Genomic DNA, 25,564 nt, shown 5'->3' with positions numbered 1-25,564 from the left:
ACGTCGTGCATGCGCGCCGCGTTGGCCCGCGTCACAATCTGTTGTGAAATGATCGATCGGCTTGCACGTGACTTCTGGGGAGGCGAGGGTGACTGAGCCGGGCGCGTACGGCGGGCCGACCGCCCTGCGCATCATGCTCGGAGCTCACCTGCGCCGGCTGCGCGAGGACGCCGGGATCACCCGGACCGACGCCGGCTGGGCGATCCGCGGTTCGGAGTCGAAGATCAGCCGGCTCGAACTCGGCCGGGTCGGCTTCAAGGTCCGCGATGTCGACGACCTGCTGACGCTGTACAAACTCGACGACCAGACCGAACGCGAGCGCCTGCTCGACCTGGCCCGCGAGGCGAACAACCCCGGCTGGTGGCAGCGGTACGACGACGTCACGCCGACCTGGTTTCACTCCTACCTCGGCCTGGAGATGGCGGCCGACCTCGTGCGTACGTTCGAGCTCCAGTTCGTCCCCGGTCTGCTGCAGACACCGGAGTACGCGCGGGCCGTGTTCCAGCTCGGCCGGGACAAGCCGTTGCCGTCGGCGGAGCGGGAACGCCTGGTGTCCTTGCGGATGTCGCGGCAGCAGGTGCTCACCCGGCAGCGTCCGGCCCGGCTGTGGGCCGTCATCGACGAGGCCGTGTTGCGCCGACCGATCGGCAACAAGGAGATCCTCAAGGCGCAGCTGGAACACCTGATCGTGGCGTCCAAGCGGCACAACGTCACAATGCAGATCATCCCGTTCGACAAGGGCGGGTACTGCGCCACCGGCGGCGCGTTCACGTTGCTCCGGTTCAACGACGCCGACCTGCCGGACATCGTCTACATCGAGCACCTCACCAGTGCCGTGTACGTCGACAAACGTGACGAGGTGGACGGCTACACCGTCACCATGGACACCCTGTCGATCTCCGCCGCTCAGCCGCGCGAGACCGAACGCCTGATCCGCAACGCGATCGACCTTCTCTGACCGACAGCGTCAGCCGGCCAGGGCTCGCGGTGTCGCCCCCGGACCGGGACGGATCGCGATCGCGCGGGCGTCCGGCTCATGGCCGGCCTGGCACCGCAGTACGACGCTCACGTGCTCACCGCAGTCGCGATGCTGCGGGACGATCGGCGGGCCGCCGTCGAGCGGGAGGTACTGATCGCCCCACTGGATCATCGCGACCAGAACCGGATAGAGGTCGAGCCCGGCCTGGGTCAGGCGGTACTCGTACCGCTCCCGCTGTCCGGGCAGGCGGTACGGATGCCGCCGCAGCAGGCCGCGCTCGATCAGCGCCGCGAGGCGCTCGGTCAGCACCTGCCGCGGGATCCCGGACCGGGCCCGGATGTCCTCGAACCGCCGGACGCCGACGAACAGCTCCCGCAGCACGTGGAAGGTCCACTTGTCGCCGAGGATCTGCATCGTCCGCGAGATCGTGCAGTTCTCCGTCGACCAGCGCATCGCCTCGGGCGCCTGCTCATTCATATCCCGAGGATAAGTCCGCTTGACAGACTCAGCCAAGTCGGGCCAGGCTGAATCCGTGAACCAGACTCAGCCACCCCAGATCCGCCCGGCCGGTGAACCCGACGCGGAGGGCCTGACCACGATGCTTTCCGGGCTGACCGATCTCAGCCTCTACTTCCGGTTCCAGACCGCCATCGGCCGTCCGCCGCGACCCGCGCTGGTGCTGCGCATGCTCTGCCCGATCGGGCGCGCCTGGGTGGCCACCCGCGGCGACACGATCGTCGGCCACGCGATGTGGGCCTGTGCCTACGGCGACGACAGTAGGACGACCGCCGAGCTCGCCGCGGTGATCAGCGAACCCGAGCAGCGGCGCGGCCTCGGCGTACGGATGCTGTCGGTCGCGGCCGCGGATGCCGTCGCGGCCGGGATGACGCGGTTCCTGTTCGTGGTCAGCCCGGCCAACGAGCTGACCGTCCGGATGATCCGCCGGCGCTGGCCGGACGCCACCGCCGAACGCGACGGCGCGCTGATCAACTTCCTGGTGTCAGCGAAGACTTCGGAAGAACGCGCGGATGTCGTCGACCAGCAGGTCGGGAGCCTCGAGGGCGGCGAAGTGACCGCCGCGGCTGAACTCCGACCAGTGGACGATGCGGTGGCGGCGCTCTAGCACCCGCCGGATCGCGGGATCGGTCGGAAACACCGCGACCCCGGTCGGCACACCGGACGGCTCGGCCGGATCGTCAGCCGCCACACGATTCTCGTAGTACAGGTTGGCCGATGACGCGCTGGTGTTGGTGAACCAGTAGATGGACGCGTCCGTCAGCAGGTGGTCGAGCTCGACCGCGTCTTCGGGCAACGCGCGCGCCGGATCGGTCCACTCCCAGAACTTCTCCAGGATCCAGGCCAACTGACCGACCGGCGAATCACTCAACCCGAACGACATCGTCTGTGGCCGTGTCCCCTGCAGCTCGGCATACCCGGTCCCCACTTCGCGCAGCCGCTCGGCCGCCGCCAGTCGGGCCCGCTCGATCTCGTTCAACTGCTCGACATCGCCGGGCTCGATCGGCGGAAACGCCAGCCCGCCGTTGATGTGTACGCCGATGACGTGCGCTGCGTCGATGTGGCCGAGCAGTGGTGAGACGACGGACCCGGTGTCCCCGCCTTGAGCGCCGTACTGCTGATAACCCAATCGCGCCATCAACTCCGCCCACGCGTGCGCGATCCGCCGGTGATTCCACCCCGACGACTCGAGCGGCACGGAGAACCCATGACCCGGAACCGACGGCGCAACGATGTGGAAGGCGTCCTGAGGATCCCCGCCGTACGACGCCGGATCGGTGAGCGGGCCGAGGACCGGCAGGAACTCGGCGACCGATCCCGGCCAGCCGTGGGTGAGGATGAGCGGCAAGGCCTCCGGCTCGGGCGATCGAACGTGCAGGAAGTGAATCGTCTGCTCGTCGATCCGGGTCGTGAACTGCGGATAGCCGTTGAGCCGCGCCTCCCACGCCAGCCAGTCGTACGACTTCCACTGCTCGACCACGTGGCGCAGGTACTCGACCGGCACCCCGCGCTCCCACCCGCCACCGGGCAATTGCTCCGGCCAACGAACCCGCCGAAGCCGCTCGGCCAGGTCGTCCAGCGCCTCGTCCGGGACCCGGATCCTGAACTCTCGCATACCCCGAAACCTACGCGCCCCGGAATACGCCGGCGCCGCGCGAGGGTTGTGCCGGAGATGATCCTCGTGACAGGTGCCACCGGGAACGTCGGCCGCGAACTGGTTGCTCAACTGCCCGCAGCTGAGGTCCGCACCCTCGACCGTGGCACCGGCGCCGATCTCGGCCGGCCCGAGACTCTTGCCGGGGCGCTCGAGGCCGTGGACACGGTGTTCCTGATCTGGCCGTTCCTCACCGCCGAGGGGGCGACGGCAACACTCGACGCGATCTCGCAGCAGGCCGAGCGGGTTGTCTATCTCTCCTCGTCCGCCGTCCGGTTCGGCCGCGACACGGACCCGATCACCAGGCTGCACAGCGATCTCGAGCAGGCCATCCAGCAGTCCGGCTTGGAGTGGATCGTTCTGCGCGCCGACACCTTCGCGTCCAACGCACTCGGCTGGGCCGGCCAGATCCGAGCCGGCGACGTCGTCCGCGGCCCGGACAACGCCGCGACAGCCGTGATCGACCCAGGTGACATCGCCGCGGCCGCCGTACGCGTCCTACTGGATCCCCAGCCCGGCACGACCCACACCTTGACCGGGCCAGGAGTGCTCAGTCGCGCCGATCAGGTCGACATCCTGGGTACGACGCTCGGCCGCACCCTCACCTTCGAGCCGACGCCGTTCGACGAGGCTCGGGCTCAGATGCTTGCCGACGGCCGCCCGCAGGCACTCGTCGATGCGCTGCTCACCAGTGCCGAACGGCGGCCGCGGTCCGATCTTGTCACCACGACCGTGGCAGAGCTCACCGGGCGGCCGGCCCGGACCTTCCTGGACTGGGCCGGCCGGAACGCGGGTGCGTTCAGTCCTCGCTGACGATCGCCACTCACGTGGTCACCGGCGCCGTCCACAATCCGACGATCCCGTCGATGAGTCCATCGGCCATCTCCCGCCAGGTCGCCCGCGTTGTCGGCGTCCCCTCGGCCAGCGCACGTTCGAACTCGGCCGTCATCTGGATGATCAGGTGCCGAGCCATGTCACCGCGCTCCAGCCGCACCGGCAACGGCAGGTCTACCAGGCACTGATTGAGACCGTCGAGGATCTGCCGCAACGTCGGTGAGTTGAGCGACTCCTCGATCTGGATCTCGCGCAGGGAGGGGTCGTTCATCAACTGCGCGCTGAACCGCGCGAGCCAGCTGGGGGTGCCCAGGCTGCCCATGTGGTCGGTCGCCGAGCGGACCAGGCAGGTCACCCAGTCGCGGACGTCGGCGCTGCTGCCGATCTCGGCCAGCAGTTCGCGGCGCCGCGCCTCGATCGGTTCGGAGTGCTTGCGCACGATCGCCCGGACCAGGTCCGTCTTGGTCCCGAAGTGGTACCCGACCGCCGTGTTGTTGCCCTGACCGGCCGCCTCGCTGATCTGCCGGTTGGACACCTCGTGCACGCCGCGCTCGGCGAACATCCGCTCCGCCGTCGCCAGGATTAGTTCGCGGGTCGCGGTCACCCGCACCGATCGCACGTCCTTCTCCATCATCATCACCGCACCGGTACTTCCCGGGGCCTGCTCAGGCCGCCACTGGGATCAGGTCCATCACTCCGTGTCACGTGAACCCATCTCCGCGTTGATTTCGGTCCCAGCTTGCCCGTTCGACTTGTTTAAGTCAACTGCCTGACTTAAGGTCTAGTTGCATAAACCAACTATCTAGTCGCTCTTCGGAGGCCTGTGATGTCCGCTGTCCCCTCATCGGTCGAGGCGCCGCCGGCGCCGGTGCGGTCCGGTGCCGTCGTACCGGTGCTCGCCTCGGCCGGCATCACGGTCGCGCTGATGCAGACCCTGGTGATCCCGCTGGTTCCGGAGTTGCCCAGGCTGCTGAACGCCTCGGCCTCCGGCACCGCCTGGGCGATCACCGCCACCCTACTCGCGGCCGCCGTCGCCACGCCCATCGTCGGGCGGCTCGGTGACATGTACGGCAAGCGCCGGATGCTGCTGCTCAGCGTGGCGATGCTCGTCGTCGGCTCGGTCGTCGCCGCGCTCAGCACCTCGCTGACGCCGATGATCGTCGGCCGCGCCCTGCAAGGCCTGGCCGCCGGTGTGATCCCGCTGGGCATCAGCATCATGCGCGACGAGTTGCCGTCGGAGAAGCTCGGTACGGCGACCGCGCAGATGAGCGCATCACTCGGCGTCGGCGGTGCTCTGGGCCTCCCCGCAGCCGCTCTGCTGGCCGAGAACTTCGACTGGCACACGCTGTTCTGGATCTCCGCCGCGCTCGGCGTGATCGTGTTCACGCTGGTCCTGCGCTTCGTCCCGGAGTCCTCGGTGCGGTCGGGCGGACGCTTCGACCTGCTCGGCGGTCTCGGCCTCTCGGTCGGCCTGATCTCGTTGCTGTTGGCGATCTCCCAGGGTGCCGACTGGGGCTGGACCGACGGCCGGACGCTCGGCCTGTTCGCGCTGGCTGTCGTCGCGTTGCTGGTGTGGGGCTGGTGGGAACGCCGTACCCCTGAACCGCTGGTCGACCTGCGCACCACGGCTCGTCCTCAGGTGTTGCTGACGAACCTCGCGTCGATGGTGTTCGGGTTCGCGATGTTCGCCATGTCGCTGGTCCTGCCGCAGTTGTTGCAGATGCCCAAGGCAACTGGTTTCGGCCTCGGTCAGTCGATGCTCGGCGCCGGTCTGGTGATGGGCCCGTCCGGCCTGGTCATGCTGCTCACCGCGCCGCTGTCCGCCAAGATCTCCACGACCCGCGGCCCGAAGGTCACTCTGATGATGGGTGCCGTGGTGGTCGCCGCCGGGTACGGCGTCGGCACCGTGCTGATGTCCGCGGTCTGGCAGCTCGTCCTGGTCTCGGTCCTGATCGGTGCCGGGATCGGCCTCGCGTACGGCGCCATGCCCGCGCTCATCATGTCCGCCGTACCGGTCTCGGAGACCGCGGCCGCGAACAGCCTGAACACGCTGATGCGCTCGATCGGCACGTCGGTCTCCAGCGCGGTCGCCGGCGTCATCCTGGCCCAGCTGACCATCAACCTGGGTGGCTACGCTCTGCCATCGCAGAACGGCTTCCGCGTCGTGCTGATCATCGGCGCCGCCGCGGCCCTGGCCGCCCTGGCGACCGCCTCGTTCATCCCCACCCGCCGCCCGGCTCAGGCCGCCGAACCGGCACCCGTGGAGGCCGCCGGAGCCACGCTTTCCTGACCGAGCAGGTTCTCAGCGGCTGGGATTGGCGCATACTGGAACCCTGATGGATTCCTTCCGCGCGACGACGCGTCGTCACCTCTCCACGAGCCCGTTCAAACCCCGCGTGCCGGACCCGGTCAAGGTCTTCGAGGTCGGCCAGCGGGTGTCCCACGACAAGGAAGGCCTGGGCCGGGTCAGCTCGGTCGATGGCGGCCACGCGGTCGTCGTCGATTTCGGCGACGGGAAGCTCATGCGCATCCTGGCCCCGTTCCCCAAACTCCACGCCCTCTGACGTCTGCCCGCCACGACTCCCCTCCCCTCATCCGGTACCCCGTCGGCCCCCCGACTCGGTTACCCATCCCTTCGACTTCCGGCCCGGTCGCTCCGACCGGGCCGGACTGTCGTCCGGGGTCAGGCATGCTCCAGGAAGGTCAAGGTCCGGCTGGTCATCAGGGCTGCGGCTTCCGCGTCGTACCCGGGGAGCGACGAGTCGGCGAAGAGGTGCTGCTTGCCCGGGTAGAGGAACAGCTCGGCCTGGTCGGTGGAGGCGACCAGAGCGCGGGCGGCGTCGAGGTCACCGCCTTTCTCGGTGAAGAACGGGTCCTCGTCCATGCCGTGGATCTGGACCGGTACGCCGTCGGGCCAGGTGCCGAACTCCTCGACCGGCAGGCAGGCGTCGAAGAACAGCGCACCCTTGGCCCCCGGGCGGGTCTGGGCCAGCTCCTGCGCCGGCATCACGCCGAGCGAGAAACCCGCGTAGACGAGCGCCTCCGGAAGTCCTTCAGCCGCTGCGACACCGCGGTTCTTCACGACACCGAAGCCGGTCGTCCGCGCGTACCCGATCCCTTCCTCCAGGGTGTCGAAAGTGTGCCCGTCGTACAGGTCAGGCAGGTGGACGGTGTGGCCCGCCTGCCGCAGTTCGTCGGCGAAGGCCTTCACTCCCTCGGTGAGTCCCTGCGCGTGGTGGTACAGCACGACCTCGGCCATGATCCGCTCCAATGATCCAATTATTTCGAACAATCGGCGATGCTAGTCTAATCCGATCATGCCGATCAATACTCCGGTGCCGGATTACGAGCTCGAGGACACGATCGAGCTCACCACCGCCGAGCAGGTCCGCGCGATCAGCGATCCGCTGCGGACGACGATCCTCGGCCTGCTGCACGAGCGGGCCGCGACCGTGACCGAGCTGGCGACCGCGGTGAAGCGGCCGAAGAGCACGGTCGCGCACCATGTGAAGGTGCTCGCCGATGCCGGCATCCTGCGGGTGGTCCGGACCCGGCGGGTGCGGGCGATCGAGGAGCGTTTCTACGGCCGCGCCGCGCGGATGTTCTACGTCGGCCTCGGCCGGTCCGGCCCGGACGGCGTACCGCTACCGCCGGACTTCAACGACTTCGAGGTCGCCGCGAAGGAGTCGACCGCGGCGTACGACGCCGGCCAGCTCCGGTCCTTCATCCGGCACGCCCGGATCCCGGAGGAGCGCGCCGCCGAGTTCTGGCAGCAGGTCGACCGGCTGATCCACACGTTCGACAAGCTCCCCCGGACCGGCGACACCACCTACGGCTTCACCGTCGGCCTCTACCCGATCCTCGACTACCCGACCCTGCCACCACCTCAGGACGACTGAACCACCGGCCGGTGCGGGATCGCGCAGGCGAGCATGAGCATGGCCATGAACGAGAAGTAGTACAGGGCGACCCAGAGGCCGGCTGGAGTGTCGAGGGTGAGATGCGGGGCGAAGGAGCCGACCGTCAGCACCCAAATCGGTACGACGCTGAACGCCAGGACGCCGGCGATCAACCGAGGCACCAGGCGACCGCGGCCGGCGATGGCGTAGCCGCCGAGCATGCCGTAAACCGGCACAGCGATCGCGCCACCACCGATCCCGGACCCCAAGATGCCGATCGGATCAGGCCCGACCCCCGCCATACGAATCCCCTGAGCCAGGCCCGCGCTAGCCCGCTTCGTCGTCACGGGCTGACAGGGGGTCGTCCTCCTCGGCGGCCCAGCGGTCGAGGAGGTCGGCGATTCGGGCGAGGACCTTGCGGGCGGTGTCGTAGTCCTCCTGGCCGAACTCCTCGGCGAACCGGGCCTCGAGGTCTTTGAGGTGGGTGTAGCCGTCGGCGGCGACCTCGACGCCGTGGTCGGAGTAGGTGACCAGCTTGGCGCGGCGGTCCTCGGGGTCGGGGCGCATCTCGAGGATGTCGAGGGCGACCAACTCGCGGATCACCTCACCCATCGACTGCCGGGTGATCCCGGCCCGCGTGGCCATGTCGGCAGCGCGCGATCCGTCTCGGCTGAGCGTCCCGAAGACCGCGTTGTGGGCCGGTTTCAGCTCCGGATGACCGTCTCGGTGCCCTCTGCGGACCATGTCCGCCTGGAGTGCCCGGTTCGCCCGGTCCACCAGGGCGATGAACGGCTTGCGGTCGAGCCGGGGTAGATCGACTCTTGACATCCGTAAGGATTCCTTTCAATATTTCGACAGGCATCCTTACAGTATCAGGAGCAGTCATGGATCCCAAGGAGCTACACCCGATCGTCGCCGGCCTGTTCGCCCAGGGCCGCCGCCGCACCGTCCGGGTGGCCGTGGAGCAGGAGCTCCTCGTCGCCGACAGCACGACGGGTGCCGCCGTACCGATCGAGCGGGTACGGCGGGCAGCCGCAGCCGCGCTCGTCTCGCCGTACGTCGGATTCGAACCGGGTGGCCAGCTCGAGCTGAGCCTGCCGTGCACCCTCGACCCGGTCGCCCAGGTCCGCACGCTCACGGACGATCTGCAACGCCACCTCACCGCCGCACGCATCAGCACCTACGCGCTCCCGGTCGACCCGCGCCCCGAACACGAGGTGCCGCTGCAGTTGACCAGCCCCAGGTACGTCGCGATGCACCGGCACTTCGACTCCATCGGCCCGGCCGGTCGCCGGATGATGCGTCGTACCGCCTCCACACAGGTGTGCCTCGACTGGTGGCCGGGCAGGGCCGGCGCCGAGCAGTGGCGGGTCCTCAACCTCGCCGGCCCGTTCCTGGCGGCGGCCTTCGCTCGCAGCGTCGGGCGTGAAGGACGGCTGACCACCTGGCTCGAGGTCGACCCGGCGCGAACCGGCTTCGACGACCGCGTCCTGCACGGCGACGACCCGGTCGCGGCCTACACCGCGTTCGCCGCCGGCGCCACCGCCTTCACGACCGGCGGCCCGGCCGAGCACCTCTCCACGATGTTCCCGCCGGTGCGGCCGCGGACGACGTACCTCGAGGTCCGCTTCCTCGACGCGCAGGAGCCGAACGCGCTCGGCCAGGTGATCGGCGCGCTGACGAGTTTGGTGTACGACGACGAGCGCCGGCGCAACGCATTGCGCGCACTGGAGCCGGAACGTGCCCACTTGGCTGAGCACTGGCGCTCGGCCGCTGACGGAGATCCGGCCACCGCGGCTCGCGGCCACGAGCTGATTCCTGATCTGGAGCTCGTCGCATGAACAGCGTCCTCTTCATCACCGACCCGCTCGCCGGGCTGCACGCCGAGATCGACGCCACGATCGGCCTGATGAACGCGAGCCAGGACCTCGGCCTCGACGTGTGGTGCTGTGCGCCGGAGGAACTCGCCGTAGTCGACGGCCGGGTTCAGGCGCACGCGCACAAGATCCGGCTGCGGCCGCGGCGGCCCGGCGTGGACCACCGGTGGGTGGTCGACCCGACCTGGTGGGACGAGCTCGACGTCGCCGTCGTCGATGCCGCCGACTTCGAGGTTGTGCATCTGCGCATCGATCCGCCGGTCGACGATCGGTACTTGCACACGACGTACCTGCTCGATCTCGCCGGCACCCGCGTGGTCAACCGGCCCGATGGGATTCGCGCGGTGCACGAGAAGCTGGTCGCGCTCCGGTTCCCGGAGCTGTGCCCACCGACGTACGTCGGTACGTCGCTCAGCGGACTGCGCGAGTTCGTCGCGCGGGTCGGGACGGCCGTGGTCAAGCCGGTCGACGGGTTCGCCGGGATCGATGTGTGGCTGGTGCAGAACGACCATTCGGCGGTCGCCCTGCTCGAGTCGGCCACGCGGGGCGGGCGCCGGCAGGTGATCGCACAGCAGTACCTGCCGGCCGTTGAGTACGGCAACAAACGGCTGTTCCTGCTCGACGGCGAGATCGTCGGCGCGGTCTTGCGGCGGCCGTGTGCCGACGACTTCCGGATCGGACCGCCGGTCGCACCGGCCGCGATCGACGACGCCGACCTTGCCATCGCCGCCGCGCTGCGTCCGCTGCTGGTCCGGCACGGCCTGGCCATCGCCGGTGCCGACGTCATCGGCGGCCGGCTGATCGAGGTCAACGTCACCTGCCCCGGCGGGATGCACAAGACCGACGCACTCCTCGGCACCCGGCTCAGCGAAGCCATGGTGCGCCGACTCACCCCTGATCGCGAAGGAGTATTCGCATGAGCACCGTGACGATCGTTTCGATGGCCCTGATGGGCATCCTGCTGTTCCTGCTCGGCGCCAACGTCACCCGTCATCGCGCGATGCGCGGCGGCGGCAACCAGGCGCCGACCGATCCGGCCGACCCGCTGCTGATCGCGATCCGCGCCCACGGCAACGCCGCCGAGTACATCCCGACCATGATCGTCCTGCTCCTCGTCTGCTCTGCCCTGTCCGACAGTTGGCTGGTCGGCGCGCTGGCCGTGGCAGCCCTCGTCGTCCGCACGTTGCACGCGCTCGGCATGCTGACCTCGAAGAGCCTCGCCTCACACGGCCCACTCCGCGATATAGGGGCCCTAGGCACCTATGCGGTCGGCGTCGCGATCGGCGTCACCGCGATCGCAACCATCTGAGGCGACCGCCCGCCGACTCTTCGGTGAAGAGTCGGCGGGCGGATCAGAAGATCTCGATGCTGGCCGGGAGAACCGGCCAGCCGAAGGCTGCCGTGGCGGCGGCCAGGGCGCCTGGCGTCTGCTCGGTGATCCGGCCGGTCGCGGCGAACTCAGCGAGCGGCCGGCCGCCGAGGTACGCGGCGCCGAGCTCGGTCACGGTCAGGCTCAGGTCGGCCGGGTCCTCGGTCCGTTCGCATCGCGCCTCCGCCGCCGGGCCGGCAGCCGTCAGCCGGTACCTGCCCGCGTTGGCCGGGATCAGGTCGTCGGCGACCTCGATCACCAGGTCGACGGGAACGGCGTACCGCCGCTCGCCGAGGGCCCGAGCCACCTCGGTCACCCGGACCCACAGGGACTCGGTCACTCGCCGGTTCAGCGCGGTCGGCGTGGTGACGAGCTGCTGCACCGGCTCATCGATCGCGGCGTACCCGAAGTCGAGCTTGGCGGCCAGGTCCAGCGTCAGCAGGTGCTGCCACAGGGCCCGGTACGCGGACGGCTCGATCGCGACCAGCTCCTCGACCGACACCTCGCTGGCTGGTCCACCCGAGTCCCAGTTCATCTTTCCCCGGTACAGCGCGTACCCGTCGATCTCGCCGGTCTCGTCACGGTGCACCAGGATCCGGCGAGCCGTCTTGCCGCCACGATCGTCCGGCTTGTCCTGCAGATGCTTCTGCCAGCCGAGCTCGCTCCGGCCGGACACGCCGGGCCGACGCTCCTGCAGGCTCCGCAGCAGGGGCGCCAGCAGCTTCACGGCGTCGTCTGCGGCGAGCTCACTGAGCTCGCCCGGGCGGGTCCGCACCACAGGCGGTCCGACCCGGTGCAGATCGACCTCGTACGACGTCCCCCAGGCGGCCGCGCCGTACCCGAACCGTCCGTAGATCCCGGGTTCGCTGGCCCAGAGCACCGCGATCGCCTCCGGCACCTCGCGCAACTGCCGGCTGATCAGCTCCGCCATGACACCGCGCCGCCGATGTGTCGGCCGGACACCGACCGCGGTCACATGCGCAGCCGGCACCACCGCACCAGGCACGGACAGATCACGGGTCAGCGCCCTGGTCGTGCCGATGATCTCCGCACCCTCGACCGCGACCAGCGCCCGCTCCGGCTCGAACAGCTGCCGGCCCAGGTCGTCAGCCTGCATCTCGAACATCATGGCCCCGCCGAACAGAGCCAGAAACTCTTCGTAGTCCTCAGCAACCGCCACACGAACGTCGATTCCCGTCATCCCCGCATCTTCACACGCCCCACCGACAACAGCCGACGCCTTTTCTGGGATCAGCGGACGCTGGTGCGGTACGCGGTCGGCGTGGTGGCGGTGAGTTGGCGGAAGGCTCGGGCGAAGTGCTGGCTGGAGCTGAAGCCGAGGGTGTGGGCGATGGCGGTGATGGTCAGCTCGGTGGAGTCGAGGAGTTGGCGGGCGCGATCGATCCGGCGTTCGTTGAGGTAGCGGTGTGGGGGTTGGCCGAGGTGGTTCGCGAACAGTTCGGCCAGGTACGACGGGGCGAGGCCGACTCGGTCGGCGAGACGGCGGAGTGTCCAGCGTTCGTGGAACTCCTGGTCCAGCAGGCGTTTGACGGTCCGCACTGCCGGGTGCATCGCGAGTTGCGGCGCACCGGTCGGCGCCATCGCACGAGAGACTGCCAGCACCAAGTGGTCGACCGCGAGACTAAGCCCGACGTCGGCGTACTCGTGGCGCGTGGTGAGCTCGCGGACGAGCTGGGCGAAGGCAGAGCTGAGCTCTCCCGATTCCCGGTGAACCACGGTCGGCGGCCAGACCGCGGTCAACGAAGGTTGCCGCCGTACGACGGGTGCGAGATCGACCGCGGCGAAGTAGAAGTGGTGATTACCCGACCGCCCGGCCAGGTGATGCACGAGATTCGGCGGTACGGCGAACAGGTGTCCAGGCTGGAGCAGATAGCTCTGGCCGCCGGCGACCCACCGAGTGACACCGTGCAGCTGAAGGTAGATCTCCCAGACCGGATGCTCGTGCGGCTCGATCAGGAACTGCTCGGGCACCCACTGCTCCCCCGCGTGCATGAGTCCGCTGACCGGGTCGTGTACGTCGGCGTGGAAGCCCGCACGCAGCCCGTCCGGTCGACTCAGAGACACCTGAAGATTGTGTCCAGTCGCCTGAACATCGGCAACGCAATAGTCGACGCCGGCTTCGTACGGTTACCTCATGCAGCCAGGACCTGAGGACATTGCGTTCTATCGTGAGCACGGCTACTGGATCTCGCCGGTGATGCTGGCGCCCGACGTACTCGACGCGGCCGAGCGCGGTATGGAGCGTTTCTACGCGGGCGACCACGATCACGCGCTGCCCGACCTGCCGTCGACGCGGGGCTGGCAGCCGGCCGATGGCGACGTACTGCGTAAGAACGACTACGCCTCGCTCCGGGTCGACGAGCTGGCGGCGCTGGTGCAGCATCCGGCGATCGGGGCCACCGCAGCTGCGCTGTCCGGTGCGGACGGGATCCGGCTGTGGCACGACCAGCTCCTCAGGAAGCCGGTCGACCGACCGGGCGGCACGGCCCGGGTGGGCTGGCACACGGACCGGCAGTACTGGCAGTCGTGTACGTCGGACCACATGCTCACCGCCTGGGTCGGCTTCCACGACGTCGATGAGGTCAACGGTGCGGTCTCGTTCCTGCCCGGCAGTCACAAGTGGGACGTCACGGGTCTGGACTTCTTCTCCCAGGACAGCGCAGCCCTCGATGCCGCACTCGTCGCCCAGGGCTTCGACCCGACGCCGGTCACGCCCCGGATGCGCAGAGGGCAGGTCAGCTTCCACCACTGCCGGACCGTCCACGGCAGCTCAGCCAACCGCGGGACCGCGCCACGCCGGTCCATCGCGATCCACCTCCAGCCCACCGGCAACCGCTGGCGCCCCGGCGCGGCCCACCCCAACGACACCCTCGTCCGCAACACCCCGGCCACCAACACCCCCGACTACACCGACCCTGCCATCCAGCCCGTCCTCTGGCCCCGCACGTAGAAACGGCGCCACCCCGACCAGGGTGGCGCCGCTCGGGAAGTGTGTGTCAGCGGACGACGGGGAGGTCGCCGGTGGATTCGCCGTCGAGTTCGGCGGGGGAATCGGGGGCCGGCGTGTGTTCGGCCTCGTCGAGCTCGATCTCCTCGCGGAAGACGAACTTGCGGTAGGACCAGAAGCGGAACAGCGTGCCGAGGCCGAGGCCGATCACGTTCGCGGAGATGTTGTCGGCCAGCCAGCTGTGCAGGTCCAGCACGTAGCGGGAGAAGCCGAGGCAGCCGGCCGCGATCAGCAGGCCGACGCCGTTCAGCACGAAGAACAGCACGTACTCGCGGTGCAGCCCGGTGCGCTCGCGGTGCCGCCAGGTCCAGTGCCGGTTACCCAGGTACGTCGCGATGGTCGCGGCGGTGACCGAGATGAACTTCGCGGTCAGCGGCTTGTGGTGCAGCATGCCGACGCCCGAGTCGGCGATCACCAGCGGGTTGTTGAACACCAGCCAGTTGTAGATCGGCAGGTCGACGACCATGCCGAGCAGACCGACCAGACCGAACTTGGCCACTTCGTGCACCAGGTGCTCGACCTGGCGATACAGCGTGGTGACGAGCTTCAACGGTCTCCGGAACCTTCTGTGATCACACCGCAACGGGAGGGCAGCTTCCCACGGTACCCGGCGACCGGGCCGACTCCGAAATCACCCGCGCGCCCCAGCGCGTCCCTGTGGCCCGCTGCGGGCGGGGTGATGTATGGACATTAGGCTCCACGCTGTGAAGTTCGAACGGAAGGACCTCCCCGTCGGTACGCCGGTGGTCGGCATGGTCGGCGGCGGGCAGTTGGCCCGGATGACGCAGGAAACAGCGGTCGCGCTCGGCATCCAGCTCCGGGTGCTCGCCGAGGGCCCGGCGGTGTCCGCAGCCCAGGCGGTGGCGGACGCGCCGGTCGGCGACTACCGCGATCCCGAGACGGTACGGCGGTTCGCCGCCGAGTGCGACGTGGTCACCTTCGACCACGAGCACGTACCTACCGACCTGTTGCACACCCTGGAATCGGACGGTGTGAAGGTCCACCCGGGCCCGGACGCGCTGGTGCACGCCCAGGACAAGGCGGTCATGCGCCGCCGCCTCGACAGCTTCGACGCGCCGTCCCCGGCCCACCAGGTGGTCGAATCGCCCGCCGACGTCGAGGACTTCGCCAAGCGGGTCGGCGGTTTCCCGATCATCCTGAAGACCACCCGCGGCGGGTACGACGGCAAGGGCGTCTGGTTCGTGGACGGTCCGGACGACGAGGCGGTCATGGCCGCCTTCGGCTCCGGCGTACCGATCCTGGCCGAGGAGAAGGTCGACTTCGTCCGCGAACTGTCCGCGATCGTGGCCCGGTCGCCGCACGGCCAGGCGGTCGCCTACCCGATCGTCGAATCGGTGCAGGAGAACGGCATCTGCGTCGAGGTCACCGCGCCCGCGCCCGGCCTCGCCCCGGACAGGGCCGCCCAGGCCCAGCAGACGGCGCTCAAGATCGCCGGCGAGCTCAGTGTGGTCGGCATCCTCGCGGTGGAGATGTTCGAGGCCCGCGACGGCCGCCTGCTGGTCAACGAGCTGGCGATGCGCCCGCACAACACCGGCCACTGGTCGATCGACGGCGCGGTCACGTCCCAGTTCGAGAACCACCTCCGCGCGGTGCTCGACCTGCCGCTCGGATCGCCGGCCGCGCGAGCGCCGTACACGGTGATGGTCAACGTGCTCGGCGGGGACGTCGAGGACATGCACCGCGGGCTGCTGCACTGCATGGCCCGCGACCCCGGGCTGAAGGTCCACTTCTACGGCAAGGCCGTGAAACCGGGGCGCAAGATCGGCCACGTCACGGCGTACGGCGACGACCTCGAGGACGTTCGTGAACGCGCCCGGCACGCGGCCGCGTACCTGACCGGCACCATCGACGAGTAAGGGGCGCTACCGCATGAGTGTGGGAATCGTGATGGGGTCGGACTCCGACTGGCCGGTGATGAAGGCCGCGGCCGAGGTGTGCATCGAGTTCGACGTGCCCTTTGAGGCGGACGTGGTGTCGGCACACCGGATGCCGACCGAAATGATCGACTACGGACGGTCAGCTCACGAGCGGGGTCTCAAGGTGCTGATCGCGGGAGCCGGCGGCGCCGCGCACCTGCCGGGCATGCTCGCGTCGGTGACTCCGCTGCCGGTGATCGGCGTACCGGTGCCGCTGAAGTACCTCGACGGGATGGACTCACTGCTGTCGATCGTGCAGATGCCGGCCGGGGTGCCGGTGGCCACGGTCTCGATCGGCAACGCCCGGAACGCGGGCCTGCTCGCGGTCCGGATCCTGGCTGCCTCGGACGAGAAACTGCGGGACCGGATGATCGCCTTCCAGGAATCGCTGGCCGAGAGTGCCCGGTCCAAGGGCAGCACGGTCCGTGACGGCGCGGCAGAGCTCCGTAAAGACTGAGCTAGACCGGTTTTCCACAGGGCGTGGCCGGGTAGCCGTGAGATCCCAACCGATGTCGTCTAAGGTCGTCGATCGTGACTCCGCCCGCTGAATCGGATACGCAGCGCATCCCGGTCCGCTACTGGATCTGGCTGTTCGGCGCCGCCGTGTCCCTGCTCGGCGACCTGACGATGACGTTCGCCATCGGTTGGTCCGCCAGCCAACACGGCGGCCGAGTCGCCGGTCTGATCCTGCTCCTCGCCGCCGCGCCCCGCGCCGCCCTGCTGCTGGTCGGTGGCGCGGTCGGCGACCGGTTCGGCGCGCCACGCGTCCTCCTGGCCAGCTGTACGGCGATGTTCGTCGTGACGGCCACGCTGGTGCCGGCCACGCTGGTGGCGGGTGAGCCGATCTGGCTGCTGCTCGGCCTGGCCCTCGTGGTCGGCGTGATCGACGCGTTCTTCCTGCCGTCGTCGCGCTCGATGCCGCGCCTGCTCGTCCCGCCGGAGCAGGTGCCGCGGGCGCTGGCCAGCTTTCAGGTCACCGGCGTCGTCTTCGCCGTCTCCGGCACCGCGGTGGGCGGCCTCCTGGTCAGCTGGCAGGGCCTCGCCGCCGCGGCCGGTTTCGACGCCCTCACCTTCGGCGTGATGATCGTCGTCCTGATCCTGCTGCGGAAGACGATCGCCCCGCCCGGCCAGATGCCGGCCGGCATGCTGCGGTCGATCGCGGCCGGGATCAGGGTCGCCTTCGGCCGGCCGCTCACCCGCGCACTCCTGATCACGATGACGGTCGCCGCCGGGCTGCTGATGCCGCTGGACGCGCTGCTGTTCCCGCTGCTGGCCAGGTCACACGGGTGGGACGCGGCGACCGCGGGCATCCTGGTGGCGAGCCGGAGTCTGGGCGTGGGTGTGATCGCGCTCCGCATCCTGATGCGCGGGGCGTTCCCCCGGCCAGGTGTGTTCGCCGGGCTCGGCCTGCTGATCGCCGCGGTGGGGCTGTTCGGTCTGTCGGTTCTCGACCCGCTGCCGCTGGCGTTCGCGGCCGGCGTGCTCAGCGGGATCGGCGTCGGGACGTTCACCGGTCACGTGCTGCCGTTGCTGATGAACTCGGTCGAGCGCGAGTACCAGTCGCGGCTGCAGTCGGTCGTGGTGCTGTGCCAGAGCCTCGCGCTCGTGGTGATGAACCCGGTCCTCGGCACCCTCTCGGACGTCAACGGCGTCGGCATCACCGGCGTCTGCCTCGGCATCTCGATCGCCGCGGCGCTGACGGGTGTCGTCGTCCTGACTCGACCCGTCCTGCGCTCGGCAACCGTCACCTAGGGCCTTCCGGTACCTAGGGCTTTCCGGGCGCTCGGTAGGTCCAGCCCGCGGCACGCCACACGGCCGCGTCCAGCAGCAGCCGGGCGTCGATGAGCGCGGGGATGGCGACGACGTCCTTCAGCGCCACCGGGTCGAGCTGGCGGAACTCGGGCCACTCGGTCAGGTGCAGTACGACGTGCGCGCCCTCGCAGGCCTCGACGGCAGAGCCGGCGTACCGCAGCGTCGGCCGGACCTTGCGGGCGTTCTCCATCGCCTCCGGGTCGAAGACGGTGACGTTCGCGCCGTGCAGCTGGATCCGGCCGGCCACGTCGAGGGCGGGCGAGTCGCGGACATCGTCGGTACCGGCCTTGAACGCGGCACCGAGGACGGTCACGTTCCGGCCGACCCACTCCGCGCCGAGCACCTCGTGGGCCAGGTCGACGATCCGGGCCCGGCGGTGGTGGTTGATGTCGTCCACCTCGCGCAGCAGCGTGATCACCTCCTCGACCCCGAGCTCACCGGCCCGGGCCATGAAGGCGCGCAGATCCTTGGGCAGGCAGCCGCCGCCGTACCCGGGACCCGCGTTCAGCATGCCGCGGCCGATCCGCTTGTCGTACCCCAGCGCGTCCGCCAGCTGGGTGACGTCGGCACCGGTCGCGTCGGCCATCTCGGCGAGCGCGTTGATGAACGAGATCTTCGTGGCCAGGAAGGCGTTCGCACCGCCCTTCACCAGCTCGGCGGTGGGCCGGTTGCAGACGACCACCGGCGTCCCCTCGGCGATCGGGGTGGCGAACACCTCGCGCAGCCGAGCCTCCGCGGTCTCCGACTGGACGCCGAACACGAGCCGGTCCGGGTGCAGCGTGTCCTCCACGCCGTGCGCCTCGCGGAGGAACTCGGGCTGCCAGGCGACCTCGACCGCCGTACCGGCCGGGGCCTCGGCGTGGAACCGGGCCTCGACGAGCATCGACGTACCGACCGGGACGGTGGACCGGCCGACGATCAGGGTCGGGCGGGTGAGCAGCGGCGCGAGCATGTCGACGACCGAGTTGACCTGGGACAGGTCGGCCGCGTCGCTGCCCTCGAGCTGGGGGGTGCCGACCGCGATGAAGTGCACGTCGGCCCAGTCCGCGATCTCGCGATAGTCCTTGGTGAACCGCAGCCGGCCGGAGTCGACATGCTTCTTCAGCAGTGGGTCCAGCCCGGGTTCGTACAGCGGCGCCTTGCCGTCGTTCAGCAGCTTCAGCCGGTGCTCGTCGATCTCGACTCCGATCACGTCGAAACCGAACTCGGCCATCCCCGCGGCGGTGTTCGCGCCGAGGTAGCTGGTACCGATCACGGCGATCCGCAGGGGGCGGGAGGTCGCTTCACTCATGCCCGGGACTCTACCCACCGCGGTTATCAGCCGGTGACCGGCTCATGTCCACCGGTCCTCCGCCGCGTGCGCTGTTGGTCACTTTCGGCGTCCGACGGGTGCCGTTTCGCGGGCCTCGCGTCGTACAGTGCGACTCGTGAGTAACTCTTTCGACCTGTACGCGCTGTCCGAGGAGCACCAGGCGATCCGGGCGGCGGTTCGCGACGTCTGCGACGCCAAGGTCGCCCCGCACGCCGGTGACGTGGACGAGCTGGCCGAGTTCCCGAAGGCGTCGTACGACGCGCTGAAGGCGTCCGACTTCCACGCCCCGCACATCCCGGAGGAGTACGGCGGCGCCGGGGCGGACGCGCTCGCGACGGTGATCGTGATCGAGGAGGTCGCCCGGGCCTGCGCCTCGACCTCGCTGATCCCGGCCGTGAACAAGCTCGGCTCGCTGCCGCTGCTGCTGTCCGCCTCGGACGAGGTCAAGCAGCGGTACCTGCCGCCGGTGGCCGCGGGTGACGCGATGTTCTCGTACTGCCTGTCGGAGCCCGAGGCCGGCTCGGACGCCGCCTCGATGAAGACGCGGGCGGTGCTCGACGGCGACAGCTACGTCCTGAACGGCGTGAAGCGGTGGATCACCAACGCCGGCGTCAGCGACTACTACACCGTCTTCGCGGTGACCGACCCGGACGCGCGCTCGAAGGGGATCAGCGCGTTCGTGGTGGAGAAGTCCGACGAGGGCGTCTCGTTCGGCGCGCCGGAGAAGAAGCTCGGCATCAAGGGCTCGCCGACCCGCGAGGTGTACCTCGACAACGTCCGGATCCCGGTGTCCCGGCTGATCGGCGACCCCGGCACCGGCTTCGGCACCGCGATGGCGACGCTGGACCACACCCGGGTGACGATCGCCGCGCAGGCGCTCGGGATCGCCCAGGGCGCCCTCGACTACGCGCTCGGGTACGTGCAGGAGCGCAAGCAGTTCGGCAAGCCGATCGCCGAGTTCCAGGGCCTGCAGTTCATGCTCGCCGACATGGGCATGAAGATCGAGGCGGCCCGGCAGCTCACGTACGCCGCCGCCGCTCGGTCGGAGCGTGGTGACGCCGACTTGACCTACTTCGGCGCCGCCGCCAAGTGCTTCGCCTCCGATGTCGCGATGGCCGTCACCACCGACGCCGTCCAGCTCCTCGGCGGCTACGGCTACACCCACGACTACCCGGTCGAGCGGATGATGCGCGACGCCAAGATCACCCAGATCTACGAAGGCACCAACCAGGTCCAGCGCATCGTCATGGCCCGCCAACTCCTGAAGGGCCTCAGCTGACGCCGTTTCCGCGGGTCAGAGAGCCTTTCAGGCCTCCTCACGCGCATCGGTCGGTGACATGGAACGAGTTGGCTGAGGTGCCCGACTCCAGGAACGCCGGCCGGCTTCGTCCGCGAGCTGTGGAGCCCGGCTGGTCAACGCCGGTGCCGAGAAGTCATGCGCTCCCGGTGCGTCGGTCGGCGCAACGGGAGCGCATGGTCACCGGGCCTGGTTACGGCTTTCGGCCGACGGCGCCGTAGGCGGAGATCGGTCTTGTTTCGCTCTCGCCGGCCTCGTCGTCAGTGCCCTCTGCCCACCACTGAGTGATCGGTACGAAGCCAGGCGGCACCAGCTCCAGGCCTTCGAAGACCGCGTGGATCTGCTCCTTCGGACGAGGCACGTAGGGAGTACCGCCGGACTTGGCGTAGTTCTCGCAAAGCGTTACGTAAGCCTGGCTGTCGGTGGTGCCATCCCACAGAGTGAGGTAGCTGCCCGAAGGGACCGCATCCATCACCGTGGAAACGATCCTGCGCATGTCGTCGTACGTGTGGGCGTGGCCCAGCACGCCCATGAACATGACGCCGATCGGCTCATGGAAGTTCAGCACGTTACGGGCGTCGGCGACGATCTGCTCGGGCTGGTGGTAGTCGCAGTCGATGTAGGTGGTCACGCCCTCGGGCGTGGTGTTGGTCAACAACGCGCGGGCGTGCGTCAGGACCATCGGGTCGTTGTCGACGTAGACGATCTTCGAATCCAGTGCCACGCTCTGGGCGACCTCATGGGTGTTCTGCATCGTTGGCAGGCCCGTTCCGATGTCCAGGAACTGGCGGATACCGGCCTCGGCGGCCAGGTGGGTCACAGCACGAACCAGGAACCGCCGAGACTGCACAGCCATCGTCACGATGTCCGGATCGACCTCCGTGCCGGCGTCGCCGGCGACACGGTCGATCTCAAAGTTGTCCTTACCGCCCATCCAGTAGTTCCAGATCCGCGCCGAGTGTGGAATATCGGTTCGGATCAGAGGGATGACGTCTTCGGGCATAGGCGCGAGCTCCTCAGTTATTGAAATGGCGCGCGACGCCAGGCGGAGCGCAGCAGGCATCGCACAGAGTGGCTACCAAAACGGCAACTGTGACATTACAAGAAACACCGCCGTTCTACCTGCGGAGAGTTGAGGGTTTTGGGCAGGCCGAAGGCGGTGACGTGGTGGGCTCCGACGAAGGCGTTGCTTGCCACGATCCTGCCGTTCTCGATCCTGAGGACGTCGACGACCATCGCGTCGTACTGATCGCTGCCGGGACGACGGAGGTAGCAGATCAGGGCAGGCCGGCCGTTGGCAGCCGACGGGAACGTGCGCCAATCCAGAGGCCTGCCCAGGAACTCGGCCGCTGCGTCTCTCCCGATGACCGGTGGGTCCGGCGGCATGGTGATGCGCACGTCTTCGGCCAGCAACTCCCGGAAGCTGGCGGGATCCGCAGCCGCGGCGTAGCGACGCAAGACGTCCTCGTCCTCGCTGGTCAGCACCGGTCGGCGCCACTCTCGGGAGTCACCTGGCGCACAGCGACGGAGAGTCTTCCGGGCACGCTGGATCAGGCTGTTCACCGCTGGCACCGCGAGGCCGAGACCGTCGGCGATCTCGGCCGGTGTCCAGCCGGAGACGTCACGCAGGACGAACGCCGCCCGCTGCCGTGGCGGCAGGTACATCAGCGCGGCGATCAGCGCGAGCTCGACGGTCTCCCGCGCCACCAGTTCTGATGGCGGGTCCTCGCCCAGCAGCGCGTCGGGATAGGGACCGATGTCGGTGCACCACTCCATCGGGTCGCCGACCGGTACGGTCCGTCGCGCCGCGGCCTTGCGGTGATCGAGGTAGACATTGGTGGCGATCCGGTAGAGCCAGGTCCGGATCGATGCCCTCCCCTCGTACTGCGCCCGTGAGCGCCAGCCGCGCAGGAAGGTCTCCTGGACCAGGTCGTCCGCGTCGGCGACGTTCCCGGCGAGCCGGTAGCAGTGCGCGTGCAACGGGCGCCGGTGCTCCTCGAACGCGTCCCGGAACCACACCTCGTCCGCGCTGCTCGCCATGCGTTCAGGTCCTCCCGGGGTGCGATCAAGAAAGTGCGATGACGGTTCGCCGGGTTGCTCGTCGATATTCATAACACCCACTGAGCTTGTGCTCGCCAGACCGACGAGGAGAACCCCATGACCGAAGCGTCCGCATCGCCGCCGATCGTCGACCGTGAGACCTGGAGCCGGGAACGCCGGGCCCTCCTCGCCCGGGAGAAGGCCCACACCCGGGAGGGCGACGCGATCGCGGCGGCCCGGCGCCGGCTGCCGATGACCGAGGTCGACGCCTCGGCCACGCTGGTCGGCCAGGACGGGCCGGTCTCGTTCCTGGACGTGTTCGACGGCCGCGACCAACTCATCGCGTACAAGCACATGTGGCACCTCGGCGCGGGGATCGAAGGCCAGTGTGAGGGCTGCACGGCGAGCATCTTCGATGTGCACGACGTCAGCTACCTGAACCATCGCGGCGTGTCCTTCGCGGTCTTCTGCGAGGGGCCGTGGGAGGAGATCGCGCCGTTCCGGGAGTTCATGGGCTACACGGTGCCGTGGTACTCGATGGTCGGGGTCGACGATCGCGGCGTCGGCGCCGGGCTCATCGACGAACCGGGCTACATCGCCTGCTACCTGCGCGACGGCGATCGGGTTTTCCTCACCAACGAGACGATCGCGCGCGGCGTCGAAGCGACCATGGTGCAGGCCCACCTGCTTGATCTGACGGTCTACGGCCGGCAGGAAGTCTGGGAGGACTCGCCGGAGGGCTGGCCGCAGGATCGGACCGGCACCTGGTGGAAGAAGGACGGACGCCCCGTCCCGCAGTGGACCAGGCCGGGCGCCGTACCGCTCGACGCTGGCGCACCGCGCGGACACTGCTGCGGATGAGGCCGTCCCGCTCTCAGTAGTTGCGGACATAGCGCTTCTGCCAGGGGGTTTCGACGGCGTGGCGGTCGTAGTTGGCGCGGACGAACGCCACCGCTTCGTCCGCCGGTACGCCGTCCAGGATTGCCAGACATGCCAGGGCCGTACCGGTCCGGCCATTGCCGCCCCCGCACGCGAACTCGACCCGGTCGCGGTCCAGTCGGTCCAGCGCCTCCGCCAAGATCGTCCGGGTGCCGGCCCGGTCGGAGGGAAGCCGGAAGTCCGGCCAGTGGATCCAGCGGGCGTCCCAGCTGACCGGATCCGGCTTCTTGCCCAGCAGGTAGACGCCGAAGGTCGGCGTCTGGCCTGGTGGGAGTCCGTTGCGCAGACCACGACCGCGAACCAACCGGCCTGACGGCAGCCGCAACACACCAGGTGTCTTCGAATCCCATTGCTCCACAGCGTTTCTCCGTTCCACTCTCCAGCAGTAAACAGTGCTGGAGAGTGGACGAGTATGCGGTTTTCCGCAGACTTCAGCTGCGGAAAGCCCCAGCTCACTCACCGGTGAGCGGGGAGCCGGGGTCCTTCCAGCGGAAGTAGGTGGGGTCGGTGAAGGTCATCGGGATCTTGCCGAGGCCCTGGATGACGGTGGACAGGCCGTTGGCCCGGCCGACGGCGTAGAGGTAGCCGGACTGGGTGTCCTTGTCGATGCCGACCAGCACGGTGCCGTTGCCGCAGTTCTGGGCGAGCATCGCCTCGAAGCCCTGCCAGGTCGAGCGGCGGACGAGCTTCACCACCGGCTTCATCGGGGCGGTCGTCGGGATGTGGATGGTGTAGAGCGCACCGCCCCGGGTGTTGGCCAGGAAGGTGTCGTAGGTCTTGCTCTTGCTGATCAGCGCCATCGACTTCACCGCGGCGAACCCCGGCGCGGACACCCGGTTCCGCCAGACGCCCTTGGTGTCGACGGTCCAGCGGAACAGCGTGCCGTCGTTGCGGAGTCCGTACGTGTTCCACCGCGAGATGCCGGCCTCGGTCGGGCCCTGGAACTCGGCTTCCTCGAGTGCGACGAAGCTCCCCCAGCCGCCGCCGATCCGCTGGGTCGTCGAGCCGGTGGAGTCGATCTGGCCGTTCGCCGCGTGGTAGCCGGTCATGTACAGCGCATCGCCAAGGATGACGTACCCGTGGACGCTGACACCGCCGTACCCGTCGTCCAGGACACCCGCCGAGCTGCTCACCTTCGCCAACCCGTCGGCGTACACGTTCCGCGCGAGGAGGTAGCTGGTCGCTGTCGGCGGCGCAGTCGCGATCACCGTCTGTGCCCGGTGGTCGCCGCCGGCCGTCACCGCCCCCACGCCCAGCACGCAGTTCGCCGACTCCGCGGCTGTCGCCGTACCAGGTACCAGCAGGCTGCCTGCCACGAGCAGAGCCGCTGCCGTCGTACCGATCGCCTTGTTCATCCCGCACCATCCCTTGGTCTCTATCTGGATAGATGACCGAAGGCGGGCGTTGGTTATTTGTCGTCTGAGCTGAAGAGGGTCTCGGAGTCCGGCTCGGGCTGGGGACGGCGGCGCATGTGGGTCGGAGGTTCCTCGTCGTCGAGGATGCCGTCGCCGGGTTTGCCCTCGGGGCCGCCGAAGAGCAGGTCGGACATCTGCAGGTGGACGTGTTCCACGTGCGGGACGTCGGGCAGGATCACCTGGCCGCGTTCGCCGGCGGACTCGATGTGCAGGGTGCCGCAGCGCAGGATCCGATCCATCAGGCCGTGCTCGTAGGAGACGTCGTTGATCCGCATCAGCGGGATGTCCCGGCCGGTCCGGGTGAGGATGCCGTGCCGGGTGATCAGGCGGCGGTTGGTCAGCGTGTAGGTGGAGAAGAACCAGTTCAGGAACGGCTTGGCCGCGAACGTCGCCAGTACCACCACACCGACCGCGAGGATCGCGATCCGGGCCGGCGTCTGCAGGCTGCCGGCCGGCACGATCGCGGCCAGGAAACCACCGGCCCCCGCCACTACGAGCAGCACGAACACCGGGAAGATCAACGCCTTCCAGTGCGTCCGGGTGCTGACGACGACGTACTCGTCCTCACCCAACAACTTCGCCGAGATCGCCATGTCCCCAGTGTCACAGTTCCCGGGTTCGCTTGTCCCGTCCCGACACGAGCGCGCTTCCACAGA

General features: G+C 69.0%; 29 protein-coding genes and 1 pseudogene. 15 read left to right on the top strand and 15 right to left on the bottom strand.

Features of this window, described 5'->3' with window-relative positions; genetic code table 11:
• Nucleotides 1–88: 88 nt before the first annotated feature.
• Nucleotides 89–958, top strand: a complete 870-nt coding sequence (locus ACGFIF_RS13840; RefSeq protein ID WP_393154605.1) for a helix-turn-helix domain-containing protein — start codon at nt 89–91, stop codon at nt 956–958.
• A 9-nt stretch (nt 959–967) separates the two neighbouring features.
• Here ACGFIF_RS13840 and ACGFIF_RS13835 read toward each other — a convergent pair whose 3' ends face one another.
• On the bottom strand, nt 968–1,456 hold the full coding sequence (locus ACGFIF_RS13835; RefSeq protein WP_393154604.1) for a winged helix-turn-helix transcriptional regulator: 489 nt from the start codon (nt 1,454–1,456) through the stop codon (nt 968–970).
• Nucleotides 1,457–1,577: 121 nt separating this feature from the next.
• Here ACGFIF_RS13835 and ACGFIF_RS13830 point away from each other — a divergent pair.
• A pseudogene (locus tag ACGFIF_RS13830) lies at nt 1,578–1,907 on the top strand (GNAT family N-acetyltransferase); the annotation flags it as partial.
• Nucleotides 1,908–1,979: 72 nt separating this feature from the next.
• On the opposite strand, the gene ACGFIF_RS13825 reads toward ACGFIF_RS13830, so the two are convergent.
• Nucleotides 1,980–3,110, bottom strand: coding sequence for an epoxide hydrolase family protein (locus tag ACGFIF_RS13825; protein WP_393154603.1), 1,131 nt, complete (start codon nt 3,108–3,110; stop codon nt 1,980–1,982).
• A gap of 57 nt (nt 3,111–3,167) precedes the next feature.
• On the opposite strand from ACGFIF_RS13825, the gene ACGFIF_RS13820 reads away from it, so the two are divergent.
• Nucleotides 3,168–3,962 (top strand): NAD(P)H-binding protein, encoded by a 795-nt coding sequence (locus tag ACGFIF_RS13820; RefSeq protein ID WP_393154602.1) that lies wholly within the window; start codon nt 3,168–3,170, stop codon nt 3,960–3,962.
• A gap of 10 nt (nt 3,963–3,972) precedes the next feature.
• Here the strand turns inward: ACGFIF_RS13820 and ACGFIF_RS13815 are convergent, their stop codons facing one another.
• On the bottom strand, nt 3,973–4,614 hold the full coding sequence (locus tag ACGFIF_RS13815; protein WP_393154601.1) for a TetR/AcrR family transcriptional regulator: 642 nt from the start codon (nt 4,612–4,614) through the stop codon (nt 3,973–3,975).
• Between the two features lie 195 nt (nt 4,615–4,809).
• Here ACGFIF_RS13815 and ACGFIF_RS13810 point away from each other — a divergent pair, with 195 nt between their 5' ends.
• Both ACGFIF_RS13810 and ACGFIF_RS13805 read left to right on the top strand, forming a co-directional pair.
• Nucleotides 4,810–6,273, top strand: coding sequence for an MFS transporter (locus ACGFIF_RS13810; protein WP_393154600.1), 1,464 nt, complete (start codon nt 4,810–4,812; stop codon nt 6,271–6,273).
• A gap of 46 nt (nt 6,274–6,319) precedes the next feature.
• Nucleotides 6,320–6,547, top strand: coding sequence for a hypothetical protein (locus ACGFIF_RS13805; RefSeq protein WP_132215074.1), 228 nt, complete (start codon nt 6,320–6,322; stop codon nt 6,545–6,547).
• Nucleotides 6,548–6,666: 119 nt separating this feature from the next.
• Here the strand turns inward: ACGFIF_RS13805 and ACGFIF_RS13800 are convergent, their stop codons facing one another.
• A complete protein-coding gene (locus ACGFIF_RS13800; protein ID WP_393154599.1) occupies nt 6,667–7,242 on the bottom strand; it encodes a dienelactone hydrolase family protein in 576 nt (191 codons plus the stop codon).
• A 58-nt stretch (nt 7,243–7,300) separates the two neighbouring features.
• On the opposite strand from ACGFIF_RS13800, the gene ACGFIF_RS13795 reads away from it, so the two are divergent.
• Nucleotides 7,301–7,882: an ArsR/SmtB family transcription factor gene (locus ACGFIF_RS13795; RefSeq protein WP_393154598.1), complete on the top strand. Its 582-nt coding sequence runs from the start codon at nt 7,301–7,303 to the stop codon at nt 7,880–7,882.
• On the opposite strand, the gene ACGFIF_RS13790 is transcribed toward ACGFIF_RS13795, so the two are convergent.
• Together ACGFIF_RS13790 and ACGFIF_RS13785 are read right to left on the bottom strand one after the other, a co-directional pair.
• The gene (locus tag ACGFIF_RS13790) at nt 7,870–8,184 is read right to left on the bottom strand and encodes a hypothetical protein (RefSeq protein ID WP_393154597.1); all 315 of its coding nucleotides are present in this window, start codon (nt 8,182–8,184) and stop codon (nt 7,870–7,872) included. The two genes, ACGFIF_RS13795 and ACGFIF_RS13790, sit on opposite strands and share 13 nt — an antisense overlap.
• Nucleotides 8,185–8,209: 25 nt before the next feature.
• On the bottom strand, nt 8,210–8,710 hold the full coding sequence (locus tag ACGFIF_RS13785) for a MarR family winged helix-turn-helix transcriptional regulator (RefSeq protein WP_393154596.1): 501 nt from the start codon (nt 8,708–8,710) through the stop codon (nt 8,210–8,212).
• A gap of 56 nt (nt 8,711–8,766) precedes the next feature.
• Here ACGFIF_RS13785 and ACGFIF_RS13780 point away from each other — a divergent pair, with 56 nt between their 5' ends.
• Genes ACGFIF_RS13780 through ACGFIF_RS13770 form a run of 3 tightly spaced genes read left to right on the top strand, consistent with a single transcriptional unit; the run spans nt 8,767 to nt 11,068 of the window.
• Entirely contained in the window at nt 8,767–9,723 is a 957-nt protein-coding gene (locus ACGFIF_RS13780; RefSeq protein ID WP_393154595.1) for a glutamate-cysteine ligase family protein, read from the top strand.
• Complete coding sequence (locus ACGFIF_RS13775; protein ID WP_393154594.1) at nt 9,720–10,679, top strand: hypothetical protein; 960 nt, start codon at nt 9,720–9,722, stop codon at nt 10,677–10,679. The genes ACGFIF_RS13780 and ACGFIF_RS13775 overlap by 4 nt, the downstream gene beginning before the upstream one ends.
• Nucleotides 10,676–11,068 carry an MAPEG family protein gene (locus ACGFIF_RS13770; protein ID WP_393154593.1) on the top strand — a complete coding sequence of 131 codons (393 nt, stop codon included), beginning with the start codon at nt 10,676–10,678 and terminating at the stop codon, nt 11,066–11,068. Before ACGFIF_RS13775 ends, ACGFIF_RS13770 begins: the two co-directional genes overlap by 4 nt.
• A gap of 43 nt (nt 11,069–11,111) precedes the next feature.
• On the opposite strand, the gene ACGFIF_RS13765 is transcribed toward ACGFIF_RS13770, so the two are convergent.
• Nucleotides 11,112–12,329 (bottom strand): GNAT family N-acetyltransferase, encoded by a 1,218-nt coding sequence (locus ACGFIF_RS13765; protein ID WP_393154592.1) that lies wholly within the window; start codon nt 12,327–12,329, stop codon nt 11,112–11,114.
• Nucleotides 12,330–12,379: 50 nt separating this feature from the next.
• Complete coding sequence (locus tag ACGFIF_RS13760) at nt 12,380–13,213, bottom strand: AraC family transcriptional regulator (protein WP_393154591.1); 834 nt, start codon at nt 13,211–13,213, stop codon at nt 12,380–12,382.
• Between the two features lie 70 nt (nt 13,214–13,283).
• Here ACGFIF_RS13760 and ACGFIF_RS13755 point away from each other — a divergent pair, with 70 nt between their 5' ends.
• On the top strand, nt 13,284–14,099 hold the full coding sequence (locus ACGFIF_RS13755) for a phytanoyl-CoA dioxygenase family protein (protein WP_393154590.1): 816 nt from the start codon (nt 13,284–13,286) through the stop codon (nt 14,097–14,099).
• A gap of 46 nt (nt 14,100–14,145) precedes the next feature.
• Here the strand turns inward: ACGFIF_RS13755 and ACGFIF_RS13750 are convergent, their stop codons facing one another.
• A complete protein-coding gene (locus tag ACGFIF_RS13750) occupies nt 14,146–14,706 on the bottom strand; it encodes a GtrA family protein (RefSeq protein WP_393154589.1) in 561 nt (186 codons plus the stop codon).
• A 154-nt stretch (nt 14,707–14,860) separates the two neighbouring features.
• Between ACGFIF_RS13750 and ACGFIF_RS13745 the strand changes: the two genes are divergently transcribed.
• From ACGFIF_RS13745 to ACGFIF_RS13735, 3 genes are all read left to right on the top strand, one after another.
• Entirely contained in the window at nt 14,861–16,033 is a 1,173-nt protein-coding gene (locus ACGFIF_RS13745) for a 5-(carboxyamino)imidazole ribonucleotide synthase (RefSeq protein WP_393154588.1), read from the top strand.
• A gap of 13 nt (nt 16,034–16,046) precedes the next feature.
• The gene (purE, locus tag ACGFIF_RS13740; RefSeq protein WP_393154587.1) at nt 16,047–16,550 is read left to right on the top strand and encodes a 5-(carboxyamino)imidazole ribonucleotide mutase; all 504 of its coding nucleotides are present in this window, start codon (nt 16,047–16,049) and stop codon (nt 16,548–16,550) included.
• Between the two features lie 74 nt (nt 16,551–16,624).
• Nucleotides 16,625–17,845 (top strand): MFS transporter, encoded by a 1,221-nt coding sequence (locus tag ACGFIF_RS13735; protein WP_393154586.1) that lies wholly within the window; start codon nt 16,625–16,627, stop codon nt 17,843–17,845.
• Nucleotides 17,846–17,858: 13 nt separating this feature from the next.
• Here ACGFIF_RS13735 and ACGFIF_RS13730 read toward each other — a convergent pair whose 3' ends face one another.
• Nucleotides 17,859–19,196: a UDP-glucose dehydrogenase family protein gene (locus ACGFIF_RS13730; RefSeq protein ID WP_393154585.1), complete on the bottom strand. Its 1,338-nt coding sequence runs from the start codon at nt 19,194–19,196 to the stop codon at nt 17,859–17,861.
• A gap of 136 nt (nt 19,197–19,332) precedes the next feature.
• Between ACGFIF_RS13730 and ACGFIF_RS13725 the strand changes: the two genes are divergently transcribed.
• Nucleotides 19,333–20,496 (top strand): acyl-CoA dehydrogenase family protein, encoded by a 1,164-nt coding sequence (locus ACGFIF_RS13725; protein ID WP_393154584.1) that lies wholly within the window; start codon nt 19,333–19,335, stop codon nt 20,494–20,496.
• 211 nt (nt 20,497–20,707) lie between these two features.
• Here ACGFIF_RS13725 and ACGFIF_RS13720 read toward each other — a convergent pair whose 3' ends face one another.
• Nucleotides 20,708–21,517 (bottom strand): SAM-dependent methyltransferase, encoded by an 810-nt coding sequence (locus ACGFIF_RS13720; RefSeq protein ID WP_393154583.1) that lies wholly within the window; start codon nt 21,515–21,517, stop codon nt 20,708–20,710.
• A 95-nt stretch (nt 21,518–21,612) separates the two neighbouring features.
• On the bottom strand, nt 21,613–22,554 hold the full coding sequence (locus ACGFIF_RS13715; RefSeq protein WP_393154582.1) for an RNA polymerase subunit sigma-70: 942 nt from the start codon (nt 22,552–22,554) through the stop codon (nt 21,613–21,615).
• A 117-nt stretch (nt 22,555–22,671) separates the two neighbouring features.
• On the opposite strand from ACGFIF_RS13715, the gene ACGFIF_RS13710 reads away from it, so the two are divergent.
• Nucleotides 22,672–23,415 (top strand): DUF899 family protein, encoded by a 744-nt coding sequence (locus ACGFIF_RS13710; protein ID WP_393154581.1) that lies wholly within the window; start codon nt 22,672–22,674, stop codon nt 23,413–23,415.
• A 13-nt stretch (nt 23,416–23,428) separates the two neighbouring features.
• On the opposite strand, the gene ACGFIF_RS13705 is transcribed toward ACGFIF_RS13710, so the two are convergent.
• The 3 genes from ACGFIF_RS13705 to ACGFIF_RS13695 all read right to left on the bottom strand — a co-directional run bounded on the left by ACGFIF_RS13705 (nt 23,429) and on the right by ACGFIF_RS13695 (nt 25,501).
• Nucleotides 23,429–23,851, bottom strand: a complete 423-nt coding sequence (locus tag ACGFIF_RS13705) for a protein phosphatase (protein ID WP_393154580.1) — start codon at nt 23,849–23,851, stop codon at nt 23,429–23,431.
• Between the two features lie 94 nt (nt 23,852–23,945).
• On the bottom strand, nt 23,946–24,848 hold the full coding sequence (locus tag ACGFIF_RS13700; protein WP_393154579.1) for a hypothetical protein: 903 nt from the start codon (nt 24,846–24,848) through the stop codon (nt 23,946–23,948).
• 53 nt (nt 24,849–24,901) lie between these two features.
• Nucleotides 24,902–25,501 carry a PH domain-containing protein gene (locus ACGFIF_RS13695; RefSeq protein WP_393154578.1) on the bottom strand — a complete coding sequence of 200 codons (600 nt, stop codon included), beginning with the start codon at nt 25,499–25,501 and terminating at the stop codon, nt 24,902–24,904.
• Nucleotides 25,502–25,564: the final 63 nt, after the last annotated feature.

Source organism: Kribbella sp. NPDC049174 (genome assembly GCF_043197365.1).
In the GTDB taxonomy this organism is placed as follows: Bacteria; Actinomycetota; Actinomycetes; order Propionibacteriales; family Kribbellaceae; genus Kribbella.
This window is presented reverse-complemented; position numbering and strand designations above follow the sequence as displayed.

Coding starts and splice junctions, on each gene's coding strand:
- ACGFIF_RS13835 (WP_393154604.1), bottom strand. CDS start 1,456: ATGAATGAGCAGGCGCCCGAGGCGATGCGCTGGTCGACGGAGAACTGC.
- ACGFIF_RS13825 (WP_393154603.1), bottom strand. CDS start 3,110: ATGCGAGAGTTCAGGATCCGGGTCCCGGACGAGGCGCTGGACGACCTG.
- ACGFIF_RS13820 (WP_393154602.1), top strand. CDS start 3,168: ATGATCCTCGTGACAGGTGCCACCGGGAACGTCGGCCGCGAACTGGTT.
- ACGFIF_RS13815 (WP_393154601.1), bottom strand. CDS start 4,614: ATGGAGAAGGACGTGCGATCGGTGCGGGTGACCGCGACCCGCGAACTA.
- ACGFIF_RS13810 (WP_393154600.1), top strand. CDS start 4,810: ATGTCCGCTGTCCCCTCATCGGTCGAGGCGCCGCCGGCGCCGGTGCGG.
- ACGFIF_RS13805 (WP_132215074.1), top strand. CDS start 6,320: ATGGATTCCTTCCGCGCGACGACGCGTCGTCACCTCTCCACGAGCCCG.
- ACGFIF_RS13800 (WP_393154599.1), bottom strand. CDS start 7,242: ATGGCCGAGGTCGTGCTGTACCACCACGCGCAGGGACTCACCGAGGGA.
- ACGFIF_RS13795 (WP_393154598.1), top strand. CDS start 7,301: ATGCCGATCAATACTCCGGTGCCGGATTACGAGCTCGAGGACACGATC.
- ACGFIF_RS13790 (WP_393154597.1), bottom strand. CDS start 8,184: ATGGCGGGGGTCGGGCCTGATCCGATCGGCATCTTGGGGTCCGGGATC.
- ACGFIF_RS13785 (WP_393154596.1), bottom strand. CDS start 8,710: ATGTCAAGAGTCGATCTACCCCGGCTCGACCGCAAGCCGTTCATCGCC.
- ACGFIF_RS13780 (WP_393154595.1), top strand. CDS start 8,767: ATGGATCCCAAGGAGCTACACCCGATCGTCGCCGGCCTGTTCGCCCAG.
- ACGFIF_RS13775 (WP_393154594.1), top strand. CDS start 9,720: ATGAACAGCGTCCTCTTCATCACCGACCCGCTCGCCGGGCTGCACGCC.
- ACGFIF_RS13770 (WP_393154593.1), top strand. CDS start 10,676: ATGAGCACCGTGACGATCGTTTCGATGGCCCTGATGGGCATCCTGCTG.
- ACGFIF_RS13765 (WP_393154592.1), bottom strand. CDS start 12,329: ATGACGGGAATCGACGTTCGTGTGGCGGTTGCTGAGGACTACGAAGAG.
- ACGFIF_RS13755 (WP_393154590.1), top strand. CDS start 13,284: ATGCAGCCAGGACCTGAGGACATTGCGTTCTATCGTGAGCACGGCTAC.
- purE (WP_393154587.1), top strand. CDS start 16,047: ATGAGTGTGGGAATCGTGATGGGGTCGGACTCCGACTGGCCGGTGATG.
- ACGFIF_RS13730 (WP_393154585.1), bottom strand. CDS start 19,196: ATGAGTGAAGCGACCTCCCGCCCCCTGCGGATCGCCGTGATCGGTACC.
- ACGFIF_RS13720 (WP_393154583.1), bottom strand. CDS start 21,517: ATGCCCGAAGACGTCATCCCTCTGATCCGAACCGATATTCCACACTCG.
- ACGFIF_RS13715 (WP_393154582.1), bottom strand. CDS start 22,554: ATGGCGAGCAGCGCGGACGAGGTGTGGTTCCGGGACGCGTTCGAGGAG.
- ACGFIF_RS13710 (WP_393154581.1), top strand. CDS start 22,672: ATGACCGAAGCGTCCGCATCGCCGCCGATCGTCGACCGTGAGACCTGG.
- ACGFIF_RS13700 (WP_393154579.1), bottom strand. CDS start 24,848: ATGAACAAGGCGATCGGTACGACGGCAGCGGCTCTGCTCGTGGCAGGC.
- ACGFIF_RS13695 (WP_393154578.1), bottom strand. CDS start 25,501: ATGGCGATCTCGGCGAAGTTGTTGGGTGAGGACGAGTACGTCGTCGTC.